Genomic DNA, 18153 nt, shown 5'->3' with positions numbered 1-18153 from the left:
ATCGAATAAACGTCTTAAATACGGGTATCATAATTTTTTATTAAAAATATCTGATTCGAGAATGTAACTATTCCGTTTATCCTTTAATATAAGGGTAGAGTAACAATGGGATAAAAATCTATGGTTTCGGCCGATTAAGACTAAACAAATCACGGAAACTACCTAAGACCTAAAACATGATACCAAATACCATAAAAAATATGCTGACTAGACTCACCGTAATTTTTCTGCTCTTTATAGGAACCAATACCGCTATAGCGTCGGATTGGGAAACAGATTTTTCCACGGCAAAAGAAAAAGCCAAAGACTCCGGAAAAGATATAGTCTTGGTTTTTCAGGGTTCCGATTGGTGTGCGCCCTGTATTAAGATGGAAAAGGAAATATGGGATAATCCCGATTTCAGAAAACTGGCCGAAAAGGATTTTATTCTTTTGAAGGCAGATTTTCCCAGAAAAAAGAAAAACAGGCTTCCGGAAAAACAGAGAAAGCATAACGGAGAACTGGCGGAAAAATATAATCCGAACGGGCATTTTCCTTTGGCCGTGATTATGGACGAAAACGGAAATGTAAAAGGCAAAACGGGATACGAAAAGGTCTCGCCTGATAAATTCTACGCTAAGCTGAAAGCGTTTTAAATAATATAGAGTAAAACGTACAGAGTAAAATAGACTGCTCCTTTAATTAGATTTATGTAATTAAGTTGTTGGTAATGAGGTTGATGATGTTTTTTCGGATAAGCTTATGCTTGGTTGTTTTTCTTTTTGTGGGAATACATTCTAACGCTTTTGCTCAGCGTGTATTCAAGGAAAAGGATAAGCTGATGGGCTGTGGTTTTGAGTTTACCGTAGTGGCCAACGATTTAGCCGAGGGAACAGAGTATATCAATATCGCCCGAAACGAGATTAAGCGGATTGAACGTTTGATATCCTCTTGGGATCCGTCTTCTCAAACTTCGACTATAAATGCTAAAGCGGGTATTGAACCTGTAAAAGTAAGTGTGGAATTATTCGATTTAATAGAACGATCGCTTAAAGTATCGAACTTGACAGGCGGAGCCTTCGATATAAGTTATGCGTCTATGGACCGTATCTGGAGGTTCGACGGATCGATGAGCCTAATGCCGGACAAACAAACCGTAGCCAAGTCGGTGGAGAAAGTCGGATATAAAAATATCGTACTGAATAAATCCGAAAAGACTGTATTCTTGAAGAAAAAAGGAATGCGGATAGGTTTTGGGGCGATAGGAAAAGGCTATGCGGCGGATAGGGCGAAAGCGTTATTGCGAAAAAGGGGAGTAACCGGTGGAATAATTAACGCTTCCGGCGATTTGACCGCATGGGGCAAACAGCCGGACGGCAAAGACTGGATGGTGGCGATAGTGAATCCGATGAATAAAAAGAAAGTGTTTTCCTGGATGCCTTTGGACGGCCGGGCTGTTGTTACTTCCGGTGATTATGAGAAGTTTGTGACGTTGGAGGGGAAACGGTATTCGCATATTATCGACCCGAGAACGGGCTATCCTAGCCACGGAACGGTAAGCGTAACCGTCATAACGCGAAACGCCGAAATAGCCGACGCCTTGGCTACTTCAATTTTTGTAATGGGGCCAAAAGTGGGGTTGGATTTGGTGAATCAGCTTAAAGGAATAGACTGTATAATCGTCGATGAAAGAGGCAAAGTGAGGGCTTCCGACAATTTACAATTGAATCAATAATCCGGAAATGTTTAAACTCCTGTATAAATATGATGAGGAAAGGTAAAACGTTCGTATTCCTAATTTTTCTTGTATTGGGCACTTCCTGTGTGACGGTAAAAGAGTATGAGAAAGTAAACCTAAACGATCCGGATATGGCATTGTCCGATAAGAAGTTCGCCAAGTTCGAAAAGAATTACCAGGTATATAGGGAAGGAGCCTCCGGTGCTTCCGGAGGCAAATCGGGAGGTGGTTGTGGCTGTAATTGATTTATGAGATAGGCGATAAAGTGAAATCGCAAGATGGAATTTGGCTTTTCAGACAAATTCTTTTTTCTAAAAAAAATCCGAATTGTTTATAACCATAATATATGCGTAGGTATATTCTGATTGTTAGTTGTTTATTGATTCCTTATTTCTCGCAAGGCCAAAATCTGTCGAAAAGCGACTCTTCGAAAGTTTATAAAAAAAGGGTGCTGGAAAGTACCGAAATCGATATCCTGAATAGTTATTATCAGCAAGAAGGAAATAACGCCGCGGTTACGGGCGGTATTGGCGATGAAAAGATTACCAACTTTACGCCGACAATAGTGGTTAGCGTTCCCCTAAACGACGATGATGTTTTGACTTTTGATGTCGGAATATCGGCATACTCTTCGGCATCGTCCAGTAATCTTAATCCGTTTGATTTGACTAGTGCTTCCGGAGATGACGATGATGATGACTATGGCCCAGGCAAGGATATTATGGGTAGTCCGTGGCTGGCCTCGTCAGGCGCTTCCGGTTCTGACGCATGGAAGGGCCTTTCCGTAGATTATTCGCACAGTTCCGATGACAGGAACCGTGTATGGAACATAAACGGTTCGGTATCGGGCGAATATGATTATACATCTTTCGGCCTTGGTGGTGGATACTTAATGCTTTTTAATCGAAAAAACACCGAAGTTGGAGTGAACGCTTCGGTGTTTATGGATACTTGGTCGCCCATGTATCCGACAGAGCTTAAGTCGTTTGACGAAGTGGAAGGCAATCTGAACAGTGGTTTTTTCAATAACGTGGCCATATTAGACCAAAACGGTAAAGCTACCGAAAAACTTGGAACTACATGGAGTCCGGTACAGGGTTTTGGACTTATTGATGATAAAGGCAGAAATACGTATTCTTTTTCCATTTCCTTTTCGCAGATATTAAGCGTAAACGCACAGTTTTCGGTTTTTATGGATCTCGTTTGGCAAAATGGATGGTTAGCTAACCCTATGCAACGCGTGTATTTCGCAGATAGACCGAATTATTATATCGGAAACGCTTCTGCCATTCCGAATTATACTTCCCCAACCAATAAGGAAGTCTTCCAGTTGGCTGACGATATAGAGCGTTTGCCCGATAAGCGTTTTAAAGTGCCGGTAGGCGCAAGATTTAATTATTTTATAAATGAGATTTTGACGCTTAGAACCTATTACCGTTATTATTATGACGATTGGGGAGTCAACTCGAATACGGTAAGTATAGAAACGCCGATAAAGGTATCCAGCCGTTTTACGCTTTATCCCTCTTTCCGTTATTACACTCAGACCGAGGCGGACTATTTTGCTCCTTTTGAGGCGCACCTTTCCAGTTCCGATTATTATACGTCGGATTATGACCTTTCCGATTTCTCTTCAAGCCAATATGGCTTTGGGATAAGCTATACCGATATTTTTACAAAGTTTCGGATATCGAGATTCGGTATGAAAAGCGTTGATTTGAAATATAATTATTATAAACGAAGTACTGGATTAAGCGCTAATTATGTCGGTTTGGGGTTGAAGTTTGTAATGCAGGAATAATACTTTCCAAAAAAGAAAAGTATAAGGAGTAATGGAATCGCTGGTCTGATTTTGAATCTATAAGGCCAAGAGCCAAAGTATTTTTCTATAAAATGCTTTGGCTCTTTGTTTTGTAATAAGAGGATGTTAGATTTTTGTGTTTATAGAATATTTTTTATTTGAAAAAGATAAAGCCTTCAGGTAGCTTAGGATAAAAGGCATGCCTGATGGCCGACTATATTTTCAAACTTCTAGCCAATTGGCATGATAGCTATTTTCGGCGCACTCGTGTCGAACTGACTTTAAGTCGGTGTTTCGTTGTACTGGAGTATGAATTAGCCGGAAACAACGTGATTTCGTTTCGATAGTATCGTTAAACAATTGGTTTATGAGGGCACTGTCACTATCATTATTGTATCTTTCAGCTGTTTTGATGTTTGTGGGTGGTTTGGGGGACCAATTTATCCGAAGGTTGCTCAATGTTCATATCGATTTTTTGGGGAATCCACCCCCATCTAAATTTTTGGATAATACAGAGAATTTGATTTTACTAATGCTTCATTCCGTAGGCGGAGGACTTATGGCTTGCGGGGTAGGGATGTTTGTGTTAGTGCATTATGGTATTAGAAAAAACGTGGCTTGGGCGCGTTGGAGTTTTCTTTTAATGGCCTGGTTGGCTCAGGGGTTTAATGGGTACGGAATGTTCATGTCCGGGTCTTATTACTTCTATCCCGTATTGGTTTTGTTTATCGCTACGACCGGAATTTTTCTTTACCGTAAAGAGCGACAGTTTTACGCTTATCGTCAAGATGAATGGACGGTATCCGATCAAGCTTAATTTCGCTCAAAAAGAAATGCCCGTCGGTTTTATATCGGCGGGCATTTTTTCTTTAAAATGATAAGGATCTATGACTCCCAAATCACCATCGAGTCTATTTTTCCTTTACTCTTTACTTTGTACTTTTTCCCTTTTCCGGTGTCGCCAATGCTTTTTCCTGAATAGGTTTCAGTTTGATCGAAAGCGTTTTGCCTGAAACTATATCATCATGTTGGATAAAGAGCTTGTTCAGCTTTTCGTTTTCCAAGTTAGCCTTTTCGATTAGGTATTGTCCTTTCGAAGCGCCTTCGGATTTGATGGTAAATGCCTTTCCGCCCGGAACACTCACGCTTACTTCGTCAAAAGCGGGAGAGGTTACGGCATATTCCGTTGTGCCGGGCGCTACGGGGTAAATTCCCATGGCGGCCATTGCGTACCAAGCCGACATCTGTCCAGCGTCGTCATTGCCGCTTAAGCCACCGGGACCCAGGCCGTATTCTTTGTCACGGATACGTTTTACTTCGGTTTGTGTCCTTTCCGGTTTCCCCGAATAGTTATAGAGGAAGGCTGTTTGATGCCCAGGTTCGTTACCGTGCCAATATTGGTTTTGCCCGAAAAGGGAATCCAGTTTAGCGTTGAAGTTTTCTTTGCCTCCCATCAGTCTCATAAGGCCTTCCGGGCTGTGCGGTACATACCAAGTGTATTGGCGTGGAGTTCCTTCGGTGATATACGGCATGCGTTTGTCGGCGACAAAATCTTTGTGCCATTCTCCCGAAATGTAACGGCCACGGACATATCCCGTCGCTGGATCATAGATTTTGGAATAAGACTCTGACCTTTCTATCAGCTTTTTGAAGTCGTCGGTTTTTCCAAGTTTTTTGGCCACTTGTGCCAATACGAAATCATCGTAAGCGTATTCCAACGTACGAGAAGCCTGTTCTCCTTTGTGGAAGGCCTCTTTTACGGGTTCGTCTACAGGCAAGTATCCGGCGTCGATATAGGCCTTCAGTCCTCTGCGGCCCATTCCGTTGACGTAATCTTGATATTCGGCGGGCGTTTCGAAGGCGTTTTTGCGCATATAGGTATAAGCTTTTTCGATGTCAAAGTCCAATCCTTTGATATACGCGTCGCCGAGAACGGAAATTACGTGGTCGCCTACCATGGCCGAGGTGTAGTTGTTCCAGCATGGGAAAATCGGGAGCCATCCGCCTTGTTCCGCCTTCAGTACCAACGATTTCATCATATCGACGTTATAGTCCGGCGCAATGATATTGAGCATCGGATGCAGGGTGCGGTAAGTGTCCCACATCGAGAAATCGGCGTAATAATCAAAACCTTCAGCCTTGCGTACGGTGCTGTCGGCCCCGAAGCTTATGTAGCTTCCCGAAACGTCGCTGAATACACGTGGTTGCTGGAAGCTGTGGTAAAGCGCCGTGTAGAATTTCTTTTTCTCGGCTTCTTCGCCTTTTACCTTTACTCGTCCCAACAATTCGTTCCACACTTTGCGGTTTTGTTCCGTAACCAGATCAAAATCCCAGTTTGGAATTTCGGCGTCGAGGTTTTTGCGGGCTTCTTCTATGCTTGTAAAAGACGTTCCGACCTTAAGAGTGACGGTCTCTCCGGCTTCAACTCCGAAGCTGAGATAAGCGCCGATGTTTTTGCGGTCGCGGATGCTTTTTTCGCCGGACAAGAGGCTGTCACCGGCGTACATGCCGTGGCTTTCGGGAGTTTTGCTTATGCGCGCTACAAAGTATCCTTTGAATCCGGCGTATTGTCCGTTGCCTTGGTATATGCGGTGCGCCGGGTTATAGCCGCGCACTTCTCCGGCCTTTGCGTCATATTCTACAAAAGCCTGTCCCTCGTCGCTGTTAGGGGTGATCACTACGTGTCCTTTTCCCGCTTGCGCGAATTCGAAACGCAGAATCCCGGAGCGTTTTGTAGCCGACATTTCCGTTTTCAAAGCCAATTCCGGTAAGATGATGGAATAGTAATCGGGCCGAACGGTCTCGTCTTCATGAGAGTAAGGAGTCGCCCGCTTCTCCGGATCACATACCAATTTGCCGGAAAGAGGCATAAACGTAACGCTGCCGTAGTCTTGAGTACACGAACCGCTAAGCCAATGCGAAGCCCTGAAGCCTTGGATTTTGGTGTCTGTATAATAATAAGGCGCTACGCACTTGCGTTCCGTACGCCGGGTTTGCGGTGTCCAGTTGGTCATTCCGAACGGAAGCGTTACGGAAGGTACCACCTGGGCGTTGTTCTCCGAACCGTGGCCGTGGTCTGCGGCGTTGCCTACTGTAGCTGGAGCGGTACCCACATAAGGATCGACATAATCAATTGGTGACGCTGTTTGGACTTTGTGCCCGGTTTCTTCCTTTTTATGTGCGCACGACCATAGAAAAATAGTGGCCAACATTAGCACTCTAAGGATTGAGTTGTTCATAAAATAGGTCTTCAAGGTGTCAAAAATACCTTTTTGGCCTTTTGTAAAAGGTGGCGAGACATAAAATGAAAAGGCTTGTAAGGCAACCGTATGATACGGAAATATAGGCAAAACAACAAAGTGAAGTCATTTTGGGAAGAGTGAAAAACAGCTTAAACCTTTAAGTCGTCCCACTTTTCTATCTCGCCATATTTCAGGTCCGCTTTGCGATTCATGGCACAGACATAAAGAAAGAATCGGCGCATGAAAGTTTCCGTTTCGCGGAAGTCACTTTGCGATTTGACGCTTCGCAGTTCGAAAATCGGTTTTGGGGTTCCGTCGCCGTCCGTATCAGTTTTTTTGCCCATAGCGCCTAGAGATTCGAGTCTCCACGCGTTTCGCTGGTCAGGAAAACGCTCCACGGTGAAATGATCCACGCCTTGGCTAATGCCCCTTAACCATTGTTCACGGCTAAGGGCTTTCAACGCGTCCGGGTTACGCTCCGGGAAATCGTGGTATATTCCGTTTTCGAACAGTGGTGAGGCAAATCGAGTAAACTCAATCCACGGTACCTTTTCCATTAATTCAATGAAATGATCTCCGTTGTCAGACGAAAAATGTTTGCGCTCCATAGGAGGCAACATACCGAACATGGTAGCGAAATCGGTACGGGCCAGCAGGAAAAACGCCGCTCTGGCATAGCTGGCCAAAGGAGCCCGGGTCATTTCGATATAATTGATGACCAGCGATAAAAAACCTAGCATTTCCGGGCTGGCTTGCCATTCTTTCCCGTCAGGAGCCCATTCTTCCCGCCCATATCGGAAACAAGCTTGTCGGGTCATGCCTGGAGACATAGCCGTTAGGATATTTCTGGCGTTTTCAGGCGCTTGCGAAGGGAAAAGCCATTCCCTGCCTTCGTGTTTTCTTTTTGAGACTTCCTGTGGCTCCCTTCCAGCCGGGTTTTCGCCCAAGTCCAGCATAAGTTGTTCCAAGGCCTCTACCTTTAGGCCCATCGTGCCCTGCGCCTTGATTTCCGGTGGACCTACGGAATGGAAAAAGTATTTGGGCGAAAGGCTTCTCGCCGTTTTGATCTTGTCAAGCTTCACAAGCCGGTCATATTCCAATCTGGAGGTTTTGCTTTTACATTCCTCATAAAACGCCCCGACATTTGCGCTCACTTCCCGCAACCTCCGAAAACCCTGTTCCGATTCCTCAAAAGGTTCGGTAATAATCTCGATATCCGATACCGGGAGTCTTGGTCTCTGGTCATCAGCTTCCACGGAAAAGCCATCACCTTCCATTAGTTTTGATTTCCTGTCGAAAAGAATGAAATCCTCGTGCGGTAGTTTTGGGTGTTCCCAAGGCCAAAAAAATCGGCGGTCACCGATATGCTCGTAGGTGTGCCAGTTGCCCACTTCCAATTCAAAGCCTACGGCGCGTTGGATTACGCCTTTTGGAGCGGGTTGGCGAGACCTAATTTTCGAAGGTTTATGTCTTCTCTCTGAAAACAAGATTTTTATCCGGATTCGGGTTTAGGCTTGGGACTTCTAAATTCTTGCCGGATACATTGGAAAAGGGTGGCCAATAGTGCTATTTATCAGTAAATAACCGGATTGTTGTAAGCTGAATTGTTGACAGGAAACTGTTTTCTTATATATGAGGATTATTTTGTGTTTAACATTTACTTTGTTGCGTTCCTTTCTATATTTTTATTGTTGAAACTTTAATCTTTTGCTAATGTCAACGACCCAAATTTTTCCCAGGAACTTAACGCTGTTCCTATGGATGCCCGTCTTAGCGCTAATCCTAATCCTCCAATCCTGCGGAGGAAGCGAATCGGGAGGCAAAAAAGCCCGCCCGAAATCCATTGACGCCCGTTTTGCCGATTATGTAACGGCGCATACCGGGGGCGTAATTTCCGCCACCGGCGAGATAAAAGTGCGTCTGGCCAAAGACAATCCCGACTCCACGGTAGTGGGTAAGACGGCGGAAGGCGTGTTCTCGTTTAAGCCTGAGATTAAGGGAAAAACCGTGTGGGCCGACCGTGACCTTTTGGTTTTCAAACCCTCCGGACGTTTGAAAAGCGGACAGGAATACAAAGCGAAATTGGATCTGGAAGCGGTAAGCCAAGCGAAAGTGCCGTCGGATCTGAAATCGTTTCCCTTCTCTTTCAAAGTGATGGAGCAAAATATGGAGGTCAAGGTCGAAGGGTTGGAGACTTCTTCTGAAAATGAAAATGCGTTGACGCTTACCGGTTACGTTCAGACCGCCGATAAAGCCGACGACAAAGACATAGAAAAAGTTTTGACGGCCAAACAGCCCGGTGCGGAATTGACTATTGGCTGGGAACACGGGCTGAGCGATAACCGTCACCGTTTTATCGTGTCGGGCATCTCGCGCGGCAAAAAGCAAAGCGCCGTTACGCTGAACTGGAAAGGCGAGGCGATAGGCGTAAACACATCGGGTAGCAAAACCGAGGATATTCCGGCTATAGGCGATTATAAAGTGTTGGCGGTTAAACTGCTCCGAGACGGCACACGGTATATTTCCGTTCGTTTTTCCGATCCTTTGCGGAGCAATCAGGACTTACGCGGATTGATAAGCGTAAAGGGGATGAGCAAACCCAAGTTCGTCATCGCCGGCAACGAGCTCCGGATTTATTCCGAAGGCGACACCCAAGCCGTGGTGACCGTGACCGTAAGGCAAGGCGTAAAGAACAACGCCGGTGGAAAACTGAAAAAGAGTTTTACTGCGAAAGTCTATTTTGAGCAGAAGAAACCGCAGGTACAGTGGGTTAGTGGGCACAAAGGCACCATTCTGCCCGGCACCGACGGTATGGTGATGCCTTTCGAAGCCGTGGGCCTTAAGGCCGTGGACGTAACGGTATACAGGGTCTTTCGCAAAAACGTGTTGCAGTTTCTGCAAGTGAATAGCCTTTCGGGCAATAACCAGATGAGACGTGTGGCCCGCCCGGTGGGCCGCAAGGTGGTACCGCTAAACGCTTCCGGTGTCACGAACCTGATGAAGTGGAACCGTTTTACCTTGGACCTTTCCGAAATCATGGATGCGGAACCTGGCGCCGTTTATCAGGTGATGATAGGGTTCCGCAAGTCGCAGTCGCTGTATAATTGTGGTTATGAAGCCGACGAAGACACGCATAACGACGATGGCTTAACGTCTGAAAACTGGGACAATCCGGAAGAGGAAAGCAGTTATTGGGATTATTCAGAAGACTATTACTATTCGGATTACAACTGGAGAGACCGTGACAATCCGTGTACCGATTCGTATTACGGAAGGCGCCGTTCCATTCGCAAAAATATTTTCGCTTCCGATCTTGGGCTGATCGCCAAAAGGGGTGAAAAGGGCAAACTCATGGCCTTTGTGACCGATATGCAGACTACCGAATCCGTTTCGGGCGTAAACATAACCCTTTACGATTATCAGCAACAGCCAGTGGGCCAAGCCCAAACGGGATCGAACGGAATGGTAAGCGTGGAGCCGAAGCGCAAGCCGTTCTTCTTGGTGGCCAATAAAGGCGACCAATACGGCTACCTAAAACTCGACGACGGCGGATCGCTTTCGATGAGCAGTTTCGACGTTTCCGGCGAATATGTACGCAACGGACTCAAGGGCTTTATCTACGGCGAGCGTGGCGTGTGGCGCCCCGGCGACGAGATGCACCTTTGCTTCGTGTTGGAGGATAAAAACAGAACCTTGCCCGCTGACCATCCGGTAGTTTTCGAATTGTCGGACCCTAAAGGAAAAGTGGTCAAGCGTAAAGTCAGCGCGAAATCCGTGGGCGGAATATATGACTTTACCGTAAAAATTGATCCCGAAGCGGAAACCGGACGCTGGAGCGCCCGGGTAAAAGTGGGTGGCGCTGTTTTTACAAAACAAATAAAAGTGGAAACGGTAAAGCCCAACCGGCTGAAGATAGAGCTTGATTTCCATAAGAAAAGACTGTTGTCTACTGACGGAAAAACGGAGGGCGATCTTTCTGTGCGCTGGCTCCACGGAGCTGTGGCCCGCAACCTGAAGGCGGAAATTGACCTTCTTTTGGTTCCTGTCAAAACCGTTTTCAAAGGATATGGCCAATATAATTTCGATGACCTTTCGAAACGGTTTTCCACAGAGCCGGAAGAGCTTTTCTCCGGAAGAATAGACAATAACGGAGAAGCCAAAGTATCGTTCGATATCAAGACCGGATCCGAATCGCCGGGAGCGCTGAAAGCTATTTTCAAGGAAAAAGTATTTGAGGAAGGCGGAGACTTCAGCATCGGCCAAAATACCTTGCCGTATTATCCATACAACGTGTTTGTAGGGTTGCAGATACCCGAAGGCGATAGCCGTGGTATGTTGCTGACCGATAAAGACCACACTTTTAATGTGGCGACCGTTACCGCCGAGGGCAAACCGGTGGCCAAAAAGAATCTTAAAGTAGAGGTTTTCAAACTGAACTGGCGCTGGTGGTGGGACAATTCCAGCAACGACGTGGCTAATTATATGGGCCAGACAAACCGCACGCCCGTTTGGACGGGAAGGGTAAATACCGGCACAAACGGCAAAGGCTCTTTCAAATACAACTTGAAATACCCAGCTTGGGGACGTTACCTGATCCGTGTGCACGACGAGGAATTCGGGCACAGCACTTCGAAAACCGTATACTTCGATTGGCCGGGCTGGGCGAGAAAAGGCAAAGGTTCGCAACTCGGCGCCACAATGCTCGATTTCCGTACGGACAAAGCCAAGTACGCTCCGGGCGAAAAGATCAAACTTACGATTCCGGCTTCCGCCAAAGGAAGAGCCTTGGTGAGTGTCGAAAACGGTTCGGAAATCCTGAACGCCATGTGGGTGGAAACCGAAAAAGGAACCACTACCGCGGAGTTGGAAGTGACTTCCGAAATGAGTCCTAACGTTTACCTGAACGTGACTTTGGTACAGCCACACGCCACCACCGCCAACGATTTGCCGATTAGGCTCTATGGAGTAAAATATGTGGAAGTAGTGGATCCGGCCACCAAGCTCAATCCGGAAATATCAATGCCGGAAGTACTTAGGCCGGAGGCTCCCGTAAAGATTAAGGTTAGCGAGAAAAACGGCAAAGCCATGGCCTATACGCTGGCCGTGGTGGACGAAGGCCTGTTGGACCTTACGCGCTTCAAGACGCCTAATCCGTGGAAGCGTTTCTACGCCCGCGAAGCCTTGGGCGTAAGGACTTGGGATATGTATGATATGGTGATCGGCGCCTATGGCGGAAAGATCGAGCGCCTGCTGAGCATCGGTGGTGACGAGGCCATGCGCTCGAAATCCGACAAGAGCACTAACCGTTTTAAGCCTGTCGTGAAATTTATGGGGCCGTTCTTCCTGAAGGCCGGCCAGACGCAAACGCACAGTTTCGATATGCCTCGCTACGTAGGTTCGGTGCGGACTATGGTTGTCGCCGCGTCGGATGGGGCTTACGGTTCCGCCGAAGCCACTACGCCCGTGCGTCAAGAGCTGATGGTATTGGCCACCTTGCCAAGGGTGATGGGGCCGGGCGAAACGGTGAAACTTCCCGTAAACGTCTTCGCGATGAGCGATAAGATCCGGAACGTAAACGTAAAGGTGGAAGCCTCCGGCAAACTCAAGCTTATGGGAGCGTCTACCGGAAAAGTCACATTCCAGAAGAAAGGCGATAAGGTAACGTATTTCGAACTTAAGGCTCCTGAGGAACTTGGTCAGGCGAAAGTGAAAATTACCGCCACTTCCGGAAATCTGAAAGCCACTTACGACGTGGAGCTTGATGTCCGCGCTTCGAATCCGCCTCTTTCCCGTGTACGTGACGGTATTTTGGACCAAGGAAAGTCCGTTACTCTGGATTATGAGCCTTCGGGCATTGCCGGCACCAACTCTTTGAAACTTGAGGTGTCCAGCATTCCTGCCATTAATATGGAAAAAAGGCTTAACTACCTGATTCGCTACCCGCACGGATGCGTTGAGCAAACGACCTCGGCGGCCTTCCCGCAATTGTATGTTGGGAAATTGGCAGAGATATCGGATAAGCAAAAAGCTACATTGGAAACCAATATAAACGCCGCGATCAAGCGCCTGCGTTCATTCCAAACCGCTGACGGCGGATTGTCATATTGGCCGGGAGGCGAACGTTCCAACACTTACGGTACCAGCTACGCCGGACATTTCTTGGTGGCGGCGCAGAAGGCCGGTTACTACGTTCCTTCTGACTTTATGGACAAATGGAAGAATTTCCAGACCCAAAAAGCCAACGATTGGGACCTCGACGCCGACTACCGTAACAGCGATTTGGCCCAGGCTTACCGTCTCTACACCTTGGCCTTGGCCGGACAGCCCGCCATGGGCGCCATGAACCGTATGCGCGAGACATCGGGCATTCGTGATATCGCCAAATGGCGTTTGGCGCAAGCTTATGCTTTGGCGGGAGAGAAATCCGAGGCATTGAAAATGGTGTCGAATCTTACCGAAACGGTGGAAGATTACCGTGAACGCTCGTACACTTTCGGTTCCGCCAGCCGGGATAGGGCGATGATTTTGGAGACTATGGCCTCCCTCGGCGAACGCCAGCGGGCCTTGCCGTTGCTTCGCCAAGTGGCCGACGCTTTGGGATCAAGAAGATGGATGAGTACGCAAACCACGGCGTATTGCCTTTTGGCCGTAGCCGAATTCGTGAGCGGAGACCAAAGCCAACCGATGAAATACACCTATACATTCAACGGAAACGAAGGCGCCGTAAACGCAGAAACACCCGTGTCGGTATCGACACTTCCAGCCGACAAGGCGGGTAAGGCCGTTCTCGAAAATAAAGGGGACAAGACGTTGTTCGTAAGGCTGATCGGCGAAGGGATACCGCTGGCGGGTCAGGAAAAAACCGAAAGTCGGAATCTGAAAATGGACGTGATCTATAAAGACAAGGACGGCAAATTGCTTGACCCGACCAAGATACCGCAGGGCACGGATTTTACGGCTCTTGTGACGGTGAGCAATAACGGGTTGAATACTGATTTGAAAGAGATGGCCCTTTCGCAGATTTTCCCGAGTGGCTGGGAAATCCTCAATATGCGTCTCAACGACACCGAGCAGTATTACCAAAAAGCCAAGCCGACCTACCAAGATATCCGCGACGACAGGGTATATACTTATTTTGATCTGCCGTCAGGCAAACGCAAGACTTTCGCCGTACAGCTTAACGCCAGTTACCAAGGCAAATTTTATCTGCCGTCCGTAACCTGCGGAGCTATGTACGATGATGAAGTCTACGCCCAACAAGCCGGAACGTGGGTGGAAGTTATCAAACAAGACTAATTTGAATACTTAGGGTCTTAGGTATCAGGTCTTAGGGATTAGGTAAAGCCCCGATTTGTTGCTTCATATTTAAGGATGAAGTGACAGGTCGGGGTGTTTTTATTAGAAAATATCCTTTTGTTAAGCTTCTTTAAAGGCAAAATAAAGAATAGGGATATTCAATCGGTTTTATATTCAGATGCTTGTAGGTTGGGGCGTTGTGTTATACTTTTCCAATGAGAAATACTTCGGATAAAGATTTGAAAACACAAACTGACATTGATCGTGAGACCACATATTTTTATATTTTACTGTTTGCTGATTTTTCTTTTTGTAAGCACTTTTCCTAATAAATGTTTAGCTCAAAACTTGGTAGGGCATCTTTCGGAAAAAGGAATAATGGCCCATTCCCATAACGATTATGAGCAAAAAGATCTTTTGCATAAAGCCCTAAGGTATCGATTCGTCAGTATAGAGGCGGACGTACATCTTTCGGGAGAAAAACTATTGGTAGCGCATGATGCTGAGGATACGCTTTCGTATCGAACTTTGCGGAATCTATATCTGGAACCATTGAAGAATATAGTGGAGACTACAGATGTCCGTATTGTATTAATGGTAGATATAAAATCTGAATCAAAAACGACTTATAAAGCGCTTGATGCTCTTTTAAATGAATACCAATCTATTTTAACGGAATTTGAAAACGGTAAAACCATCTTCCGTCCCGTTACTGTTGTGGTTTCGGGAAAAAGGGATATTGAATCCTTAACAACAAGCCAAAAGCGATTTGCGGGGTTGGACGGCCGAGTGAAGGATATAGGCGAAACAGCTTATAACTACCCCATGATCAGCGATAATTGGCGAAAGCATTTTACTTGGAATGGAGAAGGTGATATGCCCCCAGAGGAATTTTCAAAATTAAAGCGGATGGCGAAGGTTTGCCGTAAACAAGGAAACCTATTGCGTTTTTGGGCTATTCCCGAAAAAGAAAAAGATAGAAGGGAGCGTATATGGGCCGTATTATCAGCGCAAGGCGTATTAATCGGCACGGATAAAGTGCCTGAACTTGCGGGCTTTCTTAATTATCGAGTGGACCAGTGATGTTTTGGAATATAAAAATAAGGCTCTTACCCGTAATGAAAAACAGGGTAGGAGCCTTAAGGGGTGCTGTTACGGATTTTAAATAACCCATAACATAAAAAACATGGGGATAGCGATGCCCGCCAAAGTCCAGTATAACCCGCGTTTTGTGATTCCGTTTTTTCCCTTAACGATAAAAAGGCCCGTAACGGAAACAATTAGTAATAATCCGGAAAACAGATCCGAAAACACAATCCAATAATTCGGCCTGTTATAATGGAGATCGTTTATTTGTTTGAATACAGGCCTTTTGCGTACCAATTCGAAATGTGCGGTTTTCTTTTCTAAATCAACTGTTATTAAACCGCCTTTTACAAAAGCTTTAATGTTATCCCCTTGCCGGACGTGTTTCCTGTATTTTAGGTTCAGTCCGGTTTCGGAAAGCCATTTTTTGAATTCGTCCTTTGATATATCGGCGCTTTTGAGCGTATACGGTTTGTCAAACGTTTCGTGAATATAACTGGGGTCCCAATCATCAATATGGTTAAGTGCTATGCCCGATAAGGCATAGATAAAAGTAAACCCGAAAATAAGATAGCCGACATCACGGTGGATGATCCTAAACCATTTTCGGATTGACTTGCCCAAGCTTTTATTCGCCATCGCTGATACTATATTCCATTCCTTGAAGGAAGTAGACCGACTTGTATTCTTTTCCGCTGGCTTTGATTTCCGCTCTGAGTTTGTCGACCGGGCTGTTACCGGCATCGCACGAAGCCTCATCAGCTTTTTTGCCGGCCTCTTTTTTATCATGCTTATGGTCGTGCTTGGCTTCTTCTTTTTTCAGTTCCTCTTCCCAACGGGCCAGATACGCCTCGTCAATACGGGTTTCCATAACTTTGCCTTTCAGGGTTAGCTCTTCACCGATAAGCTCACCGCCGAATGACTTGATCTTGCCCCCAACTTTGACCTGGATCTTGGTGTCCGGATTGTCACCGACCAAGAAAGCCTTTTTGCCCGAGTGCTTGCAAACATGCTGTACGTTTCCTTTAACAGTTATCTCTTGTCCGACCAGTTTGTCAATACCTGCAGCCAAACTGTCAACAGAATAAACGGTTACCGAGGCGGTTGCTTTAGGCGTTTCTTTCTCGGCCGAATTTTCTTTTTTCGAATTGCTGGTGCAAGCCCAAGTACAACAGATGGATAATAATAATGTGTAAAAAATACTTTTCATCTTATAAAGGATTAGTTGTTTGAAAAATATAAATGTAATATCTCTGAAAGCGATTATTAATAAAATGAGATTGGTCATTTGTGAACTCCGGAGTGATATTTAAAACGAATATATTGAGTATTCTATTTTGATTAATGCTGTTTTAATTAAATAATATACCTGTTGTCTAGTACTTTTTCTTTTTAATCTAATTAAAACGCAATACCCATAAGTTTACCTCTCAGACCAGATACATTAGAATTTACTAATCCACAGATAAAACAAGGAGGTTGTACTTATTTGTATTGATACCTGACATATGTGATAGCGTAATAGTGTTGTCACGATTTGCCCTCTTTTTTTGGATAACAAAATGCCCCCGCAATATGCCTTTATAGCATCCTTTTGCGAGTAATTGATGTTCTAAATTGTATTTGGGTTCGGTTCTCGTAACAGAACCATTTCGATGATTTTTAAGAAGAGAATAATTCGTTTACATTATGAAATACTTCAAATTAGCTATTTGCGTAGCATTGAGCTTTTTTTCGTTTATGGTTTCGGCCCAGAATGCGCCAGATTATTCTGTGCCGGTACCGGGGCGTTGGTCAGCTGAAAAGATTAATCGTTGGTATAAGGAATTGCCGTGGCTTGTCGGGTGTAATTATTATCCTGCTACGGCGATAAACCAAATCGATATGTGGCAGGCGTCTACTTGGGATCCCGAAACAATAGACAAGGAACTTGGCTGGGCGGAAAGTATCGGGATGAATACGCTAAGGGTTTTTCTTCATGACGTCGTTTGGGCGGATGATGAAAAGGGACTTTATAAAAGAATGGACCAGTTTCTGGATATTTGCCAAAAGCACGGTATCCGGCCATGGTTTGTGTTTTTTGACGATTGTCATTTCCCGAATCCCAAGTTAGGCAAACAGCCACTGCCAGTGAGTGGCTACCATAACTCAGGCTGGGTGAATTGTCCTGCCCGTGAGGTAGGTGAGCGTTACGCTGTGGGTAAAGAAACACGCAAAGAGGCTAAACAACTTAAAGGGTATGTGCAAAAAACTATGAGCCGTTTTGCCAAAGACAAGCGTGTATTGATGTGGGAACTCTATAACGAACCTGGCCGAGGGTCAGGGCTTGACGGTGATATGGGCTCCGAAAAAGTGGATAGCAATATCGGTGACCGTTCCAACCGTTTGGTATATGATTCGTGGGTTTGGGCGCGTGAGATTAACCCTTCCCAGCCCGTCACTTCTACTACAAGCGGGGCTTTGGGAACGGGAAATATTAAGATTAACAGGGCTAACTCGGATATTTTTTCCATTCATTCCTATTATTCTAACGTGGAAAGCGTACGTAAGCTGATCAAGAATTATCAGAGTGACGGCAGACCGGTTGTGATGACCGAATGGTTGGCGCGCTCTAGAGGAAATACTGTTGAGAAATGTCTTCCATTGTTTAAGGAAATGGGAGTTGGGGCTGTAAACTGGGGTTTTGTTTCAGGGAAATCAGGAACGATTTGGCCATGGTCTAGTCGTAAAACAAAAGACGGTAAAAAATTAAGTGTTAATAAGTTAAGAGAAGAAGGGCATGTGGTTCGTCCGGGAGAGTCTTTTCCTGAGCCGGAGGTGTGGTTTCACGATCTTTTCCGGATGGACGGAACGCCTTTTGATCAGAAGGAGATAGAAATTTTCAGGAAGTTGACGGGGAAACATTTAGTGGGTCCGAAATGACTTTGAGCTGAATAATATGTTGACACATAATATATTACGATGAAAAGATAGTTTCCTGTTCTTAATAGAATAGGTTATACATAATTTCA

12 protein-coding genes are annotated in these 18153 nt (G+C 45.7%); 8 read left to right on the top strand and 4 right to left on the bottom strand.

Translation table 11 applies throughout. The features are described 5' to 3' along the window. The first annotated feature begins 200 nt into the window (after positions 1-200). The 5 genes from AABK39_RS19480 (at position 201) to AABK39_RS19460 (ending at position 4335) form a co-directional block, all read left to right on the top strand. Positions 201-635 (top strand): thioredoxin family protein, encoded by a 435-nt coding sequence (locus AABK39_RS19480; protein WP_338394979.1) that lies wholly within the window; start codon positions 201-203, stop codon positions 633-635. A 74-nt stretch (positions 636-709) separates the two neighbouring features. Further along, positions 710-1714: an FAD:protein FMN transferase gene (locus AABK39_RS19475; RefSeq protein WP_421825171.1), complete on the top strand. Its 1005-nt coding sequence runs from the start codon at positions 710-712 to the stop codon at positions 1712-1714. Positions 1715-1746: 32 nt separating this feature from the next. After that, on the top strand, positions 1747-1962 hold the full coding sequence (locus AABK39_RS19470) for a DUF4266 domain-containing protein (RefSeq protein ID WP_338395063.1): 216 nt from the start codon (positions 1747-1749) through the stop codon (positions 1960-1962). Positions 1963-2063: 101 nt separating this feature from the next. Then, a complete protein-coding gene (locus tag AABK39_RS19465) occupies positions 2064-3518 on the top strand; it encodes a DUF3570 domain-containing protein (protein WP_338394978.1) in 1455 nt (484 codons plus the stop codon). 502 nt (positions 3519-4020) lie between these two features. Continuing rightward, the gene (locus tag AABK39_RS19460) at positions 4021-4335 is read left to right on the top strand and encodes a hypothetical protein (protein WP_338394977.1); all 315 of its coding nucleotides are present in this window, start codon (positions 4021-4023) and stop codon (positions 4333-4335) included. 112 nt (positions 4336-4447) lie between these two features. Here the strand turns inward: AABK39_RS19460 and AABK39_RS19455 are convergent, their stop codons facing one another. Both AABK39_RS19455 and AABK39_RS19450 read right to left on the bottom strand, forming a co-directional pair. Continuing rightward, on the bottom strand, positions 4448-6757 hold the full coding sequence (locus AABK39_RS19455) for a GH92 family glycosyl hydrolase (protein ID WP_338394976.1): 2310 nt from the start codon (positions 6755-6757) through the stop codon (positions 4448-4450). Positions 6758-6909: 152 nt separating this feature from the next. Then, entirely contained in the window at positions 6910-8247 is a 1338-nt protein-coding gene (locus AABK39_RS19450) for a hypothetical protein (protein ID WP_338394975.1), read from the bottom strand. A gap of 274 nt (positions 8248-8521) precedes the next feature. Between AABK39_RS19450 and AABK39_RS19445 the strand changes: the two genes are divergently transcribed. Together AABK39_RS19445 and AABK39_RS19440 are read left to right on the top strand one after the other, a co-directional pair. Beyond that, entirely contained in the window at positions 8522-14056 is a 5535-nt protein-coding gene (locus AABK39_RS19445) for an alpha-2-macroglobulin family protein (protein WP_338394974.1), read from the top strand. A 552-nt stretch (positions 14057-14608) separates the two neighbouring features. Beyond that, positions 14609-15139 (top strand): PI-PLC domain-containing protein, encoded by a 531-nt coding sequence (locus tag AABK39_RS19440; protein ID WP_338394973.1) that lies wholly within the window; start codon positions 14609-14611, stop codon positions 15137-15139. A 78-nt stretch (positions 15140-15217) separates the two neighbouring features. On the opposite strand, the gene AABK39_RS19435 is transcribed toward AABK39_RS19440, so the two are convergent. Beyond that, complete coding sequence (locus tag AABK39_RS19435; protein WP_338394972.1) at positions 15218-15781, bottom strand: PepSY-associated TM helix domain-containing protein; 564 nt, start codon at positions 15779-15781, stop codon at positions 15218-15220. After that, the gene (locus tag AABK39_RS19430; protein WP_338394971.1) at positions 15771-16352 is read right to left on the bottom strand and encodes a hypothetical protein; all 582 of its coding nucleotides are present in this window, start codon (positions 16350-16352) and stop codon (positions 15771-15773) included. The genes AABK39_RS19435 and AABK39_RS19430 overlap by 11 nt, the downstream gene beginning before the upstream one ends. 479 nt (positions 16353-16831) lie before the next feature. On the opposite strand from AABK39_RS19430, the gene AABK39_RS19425 reads away from it, so the two are divergent. Next, complete coding sequence (locus AABK39_RS19425; protein ID WP_338394970.1) at positions 16832-18064, top strand: cellulase family glycosylhydrolase; 1233 nt, start codon at positions 16832-16834, stop codon at positions 18062-18064. The last annotated feature ends 89 nt before the right edge of the window (positions 18065-18153 follow it).

Origin of the sequence: Fulvitalea axinellae (genome assembly GCF_036492835.1) — a bacterium.
Taxonomy (GTDB): Bacteria; Bacteroidota; Bacteroidia; order Cytophagales; family Cyclobacteriaceae; genus Fulvitalea; species Fulvitalea axinellae.
The sequence above is the reverse complement of the archived record's forward strand: the minus strand, read 5'-3'. Positions and strand labels throughout refer to the sequence as shown.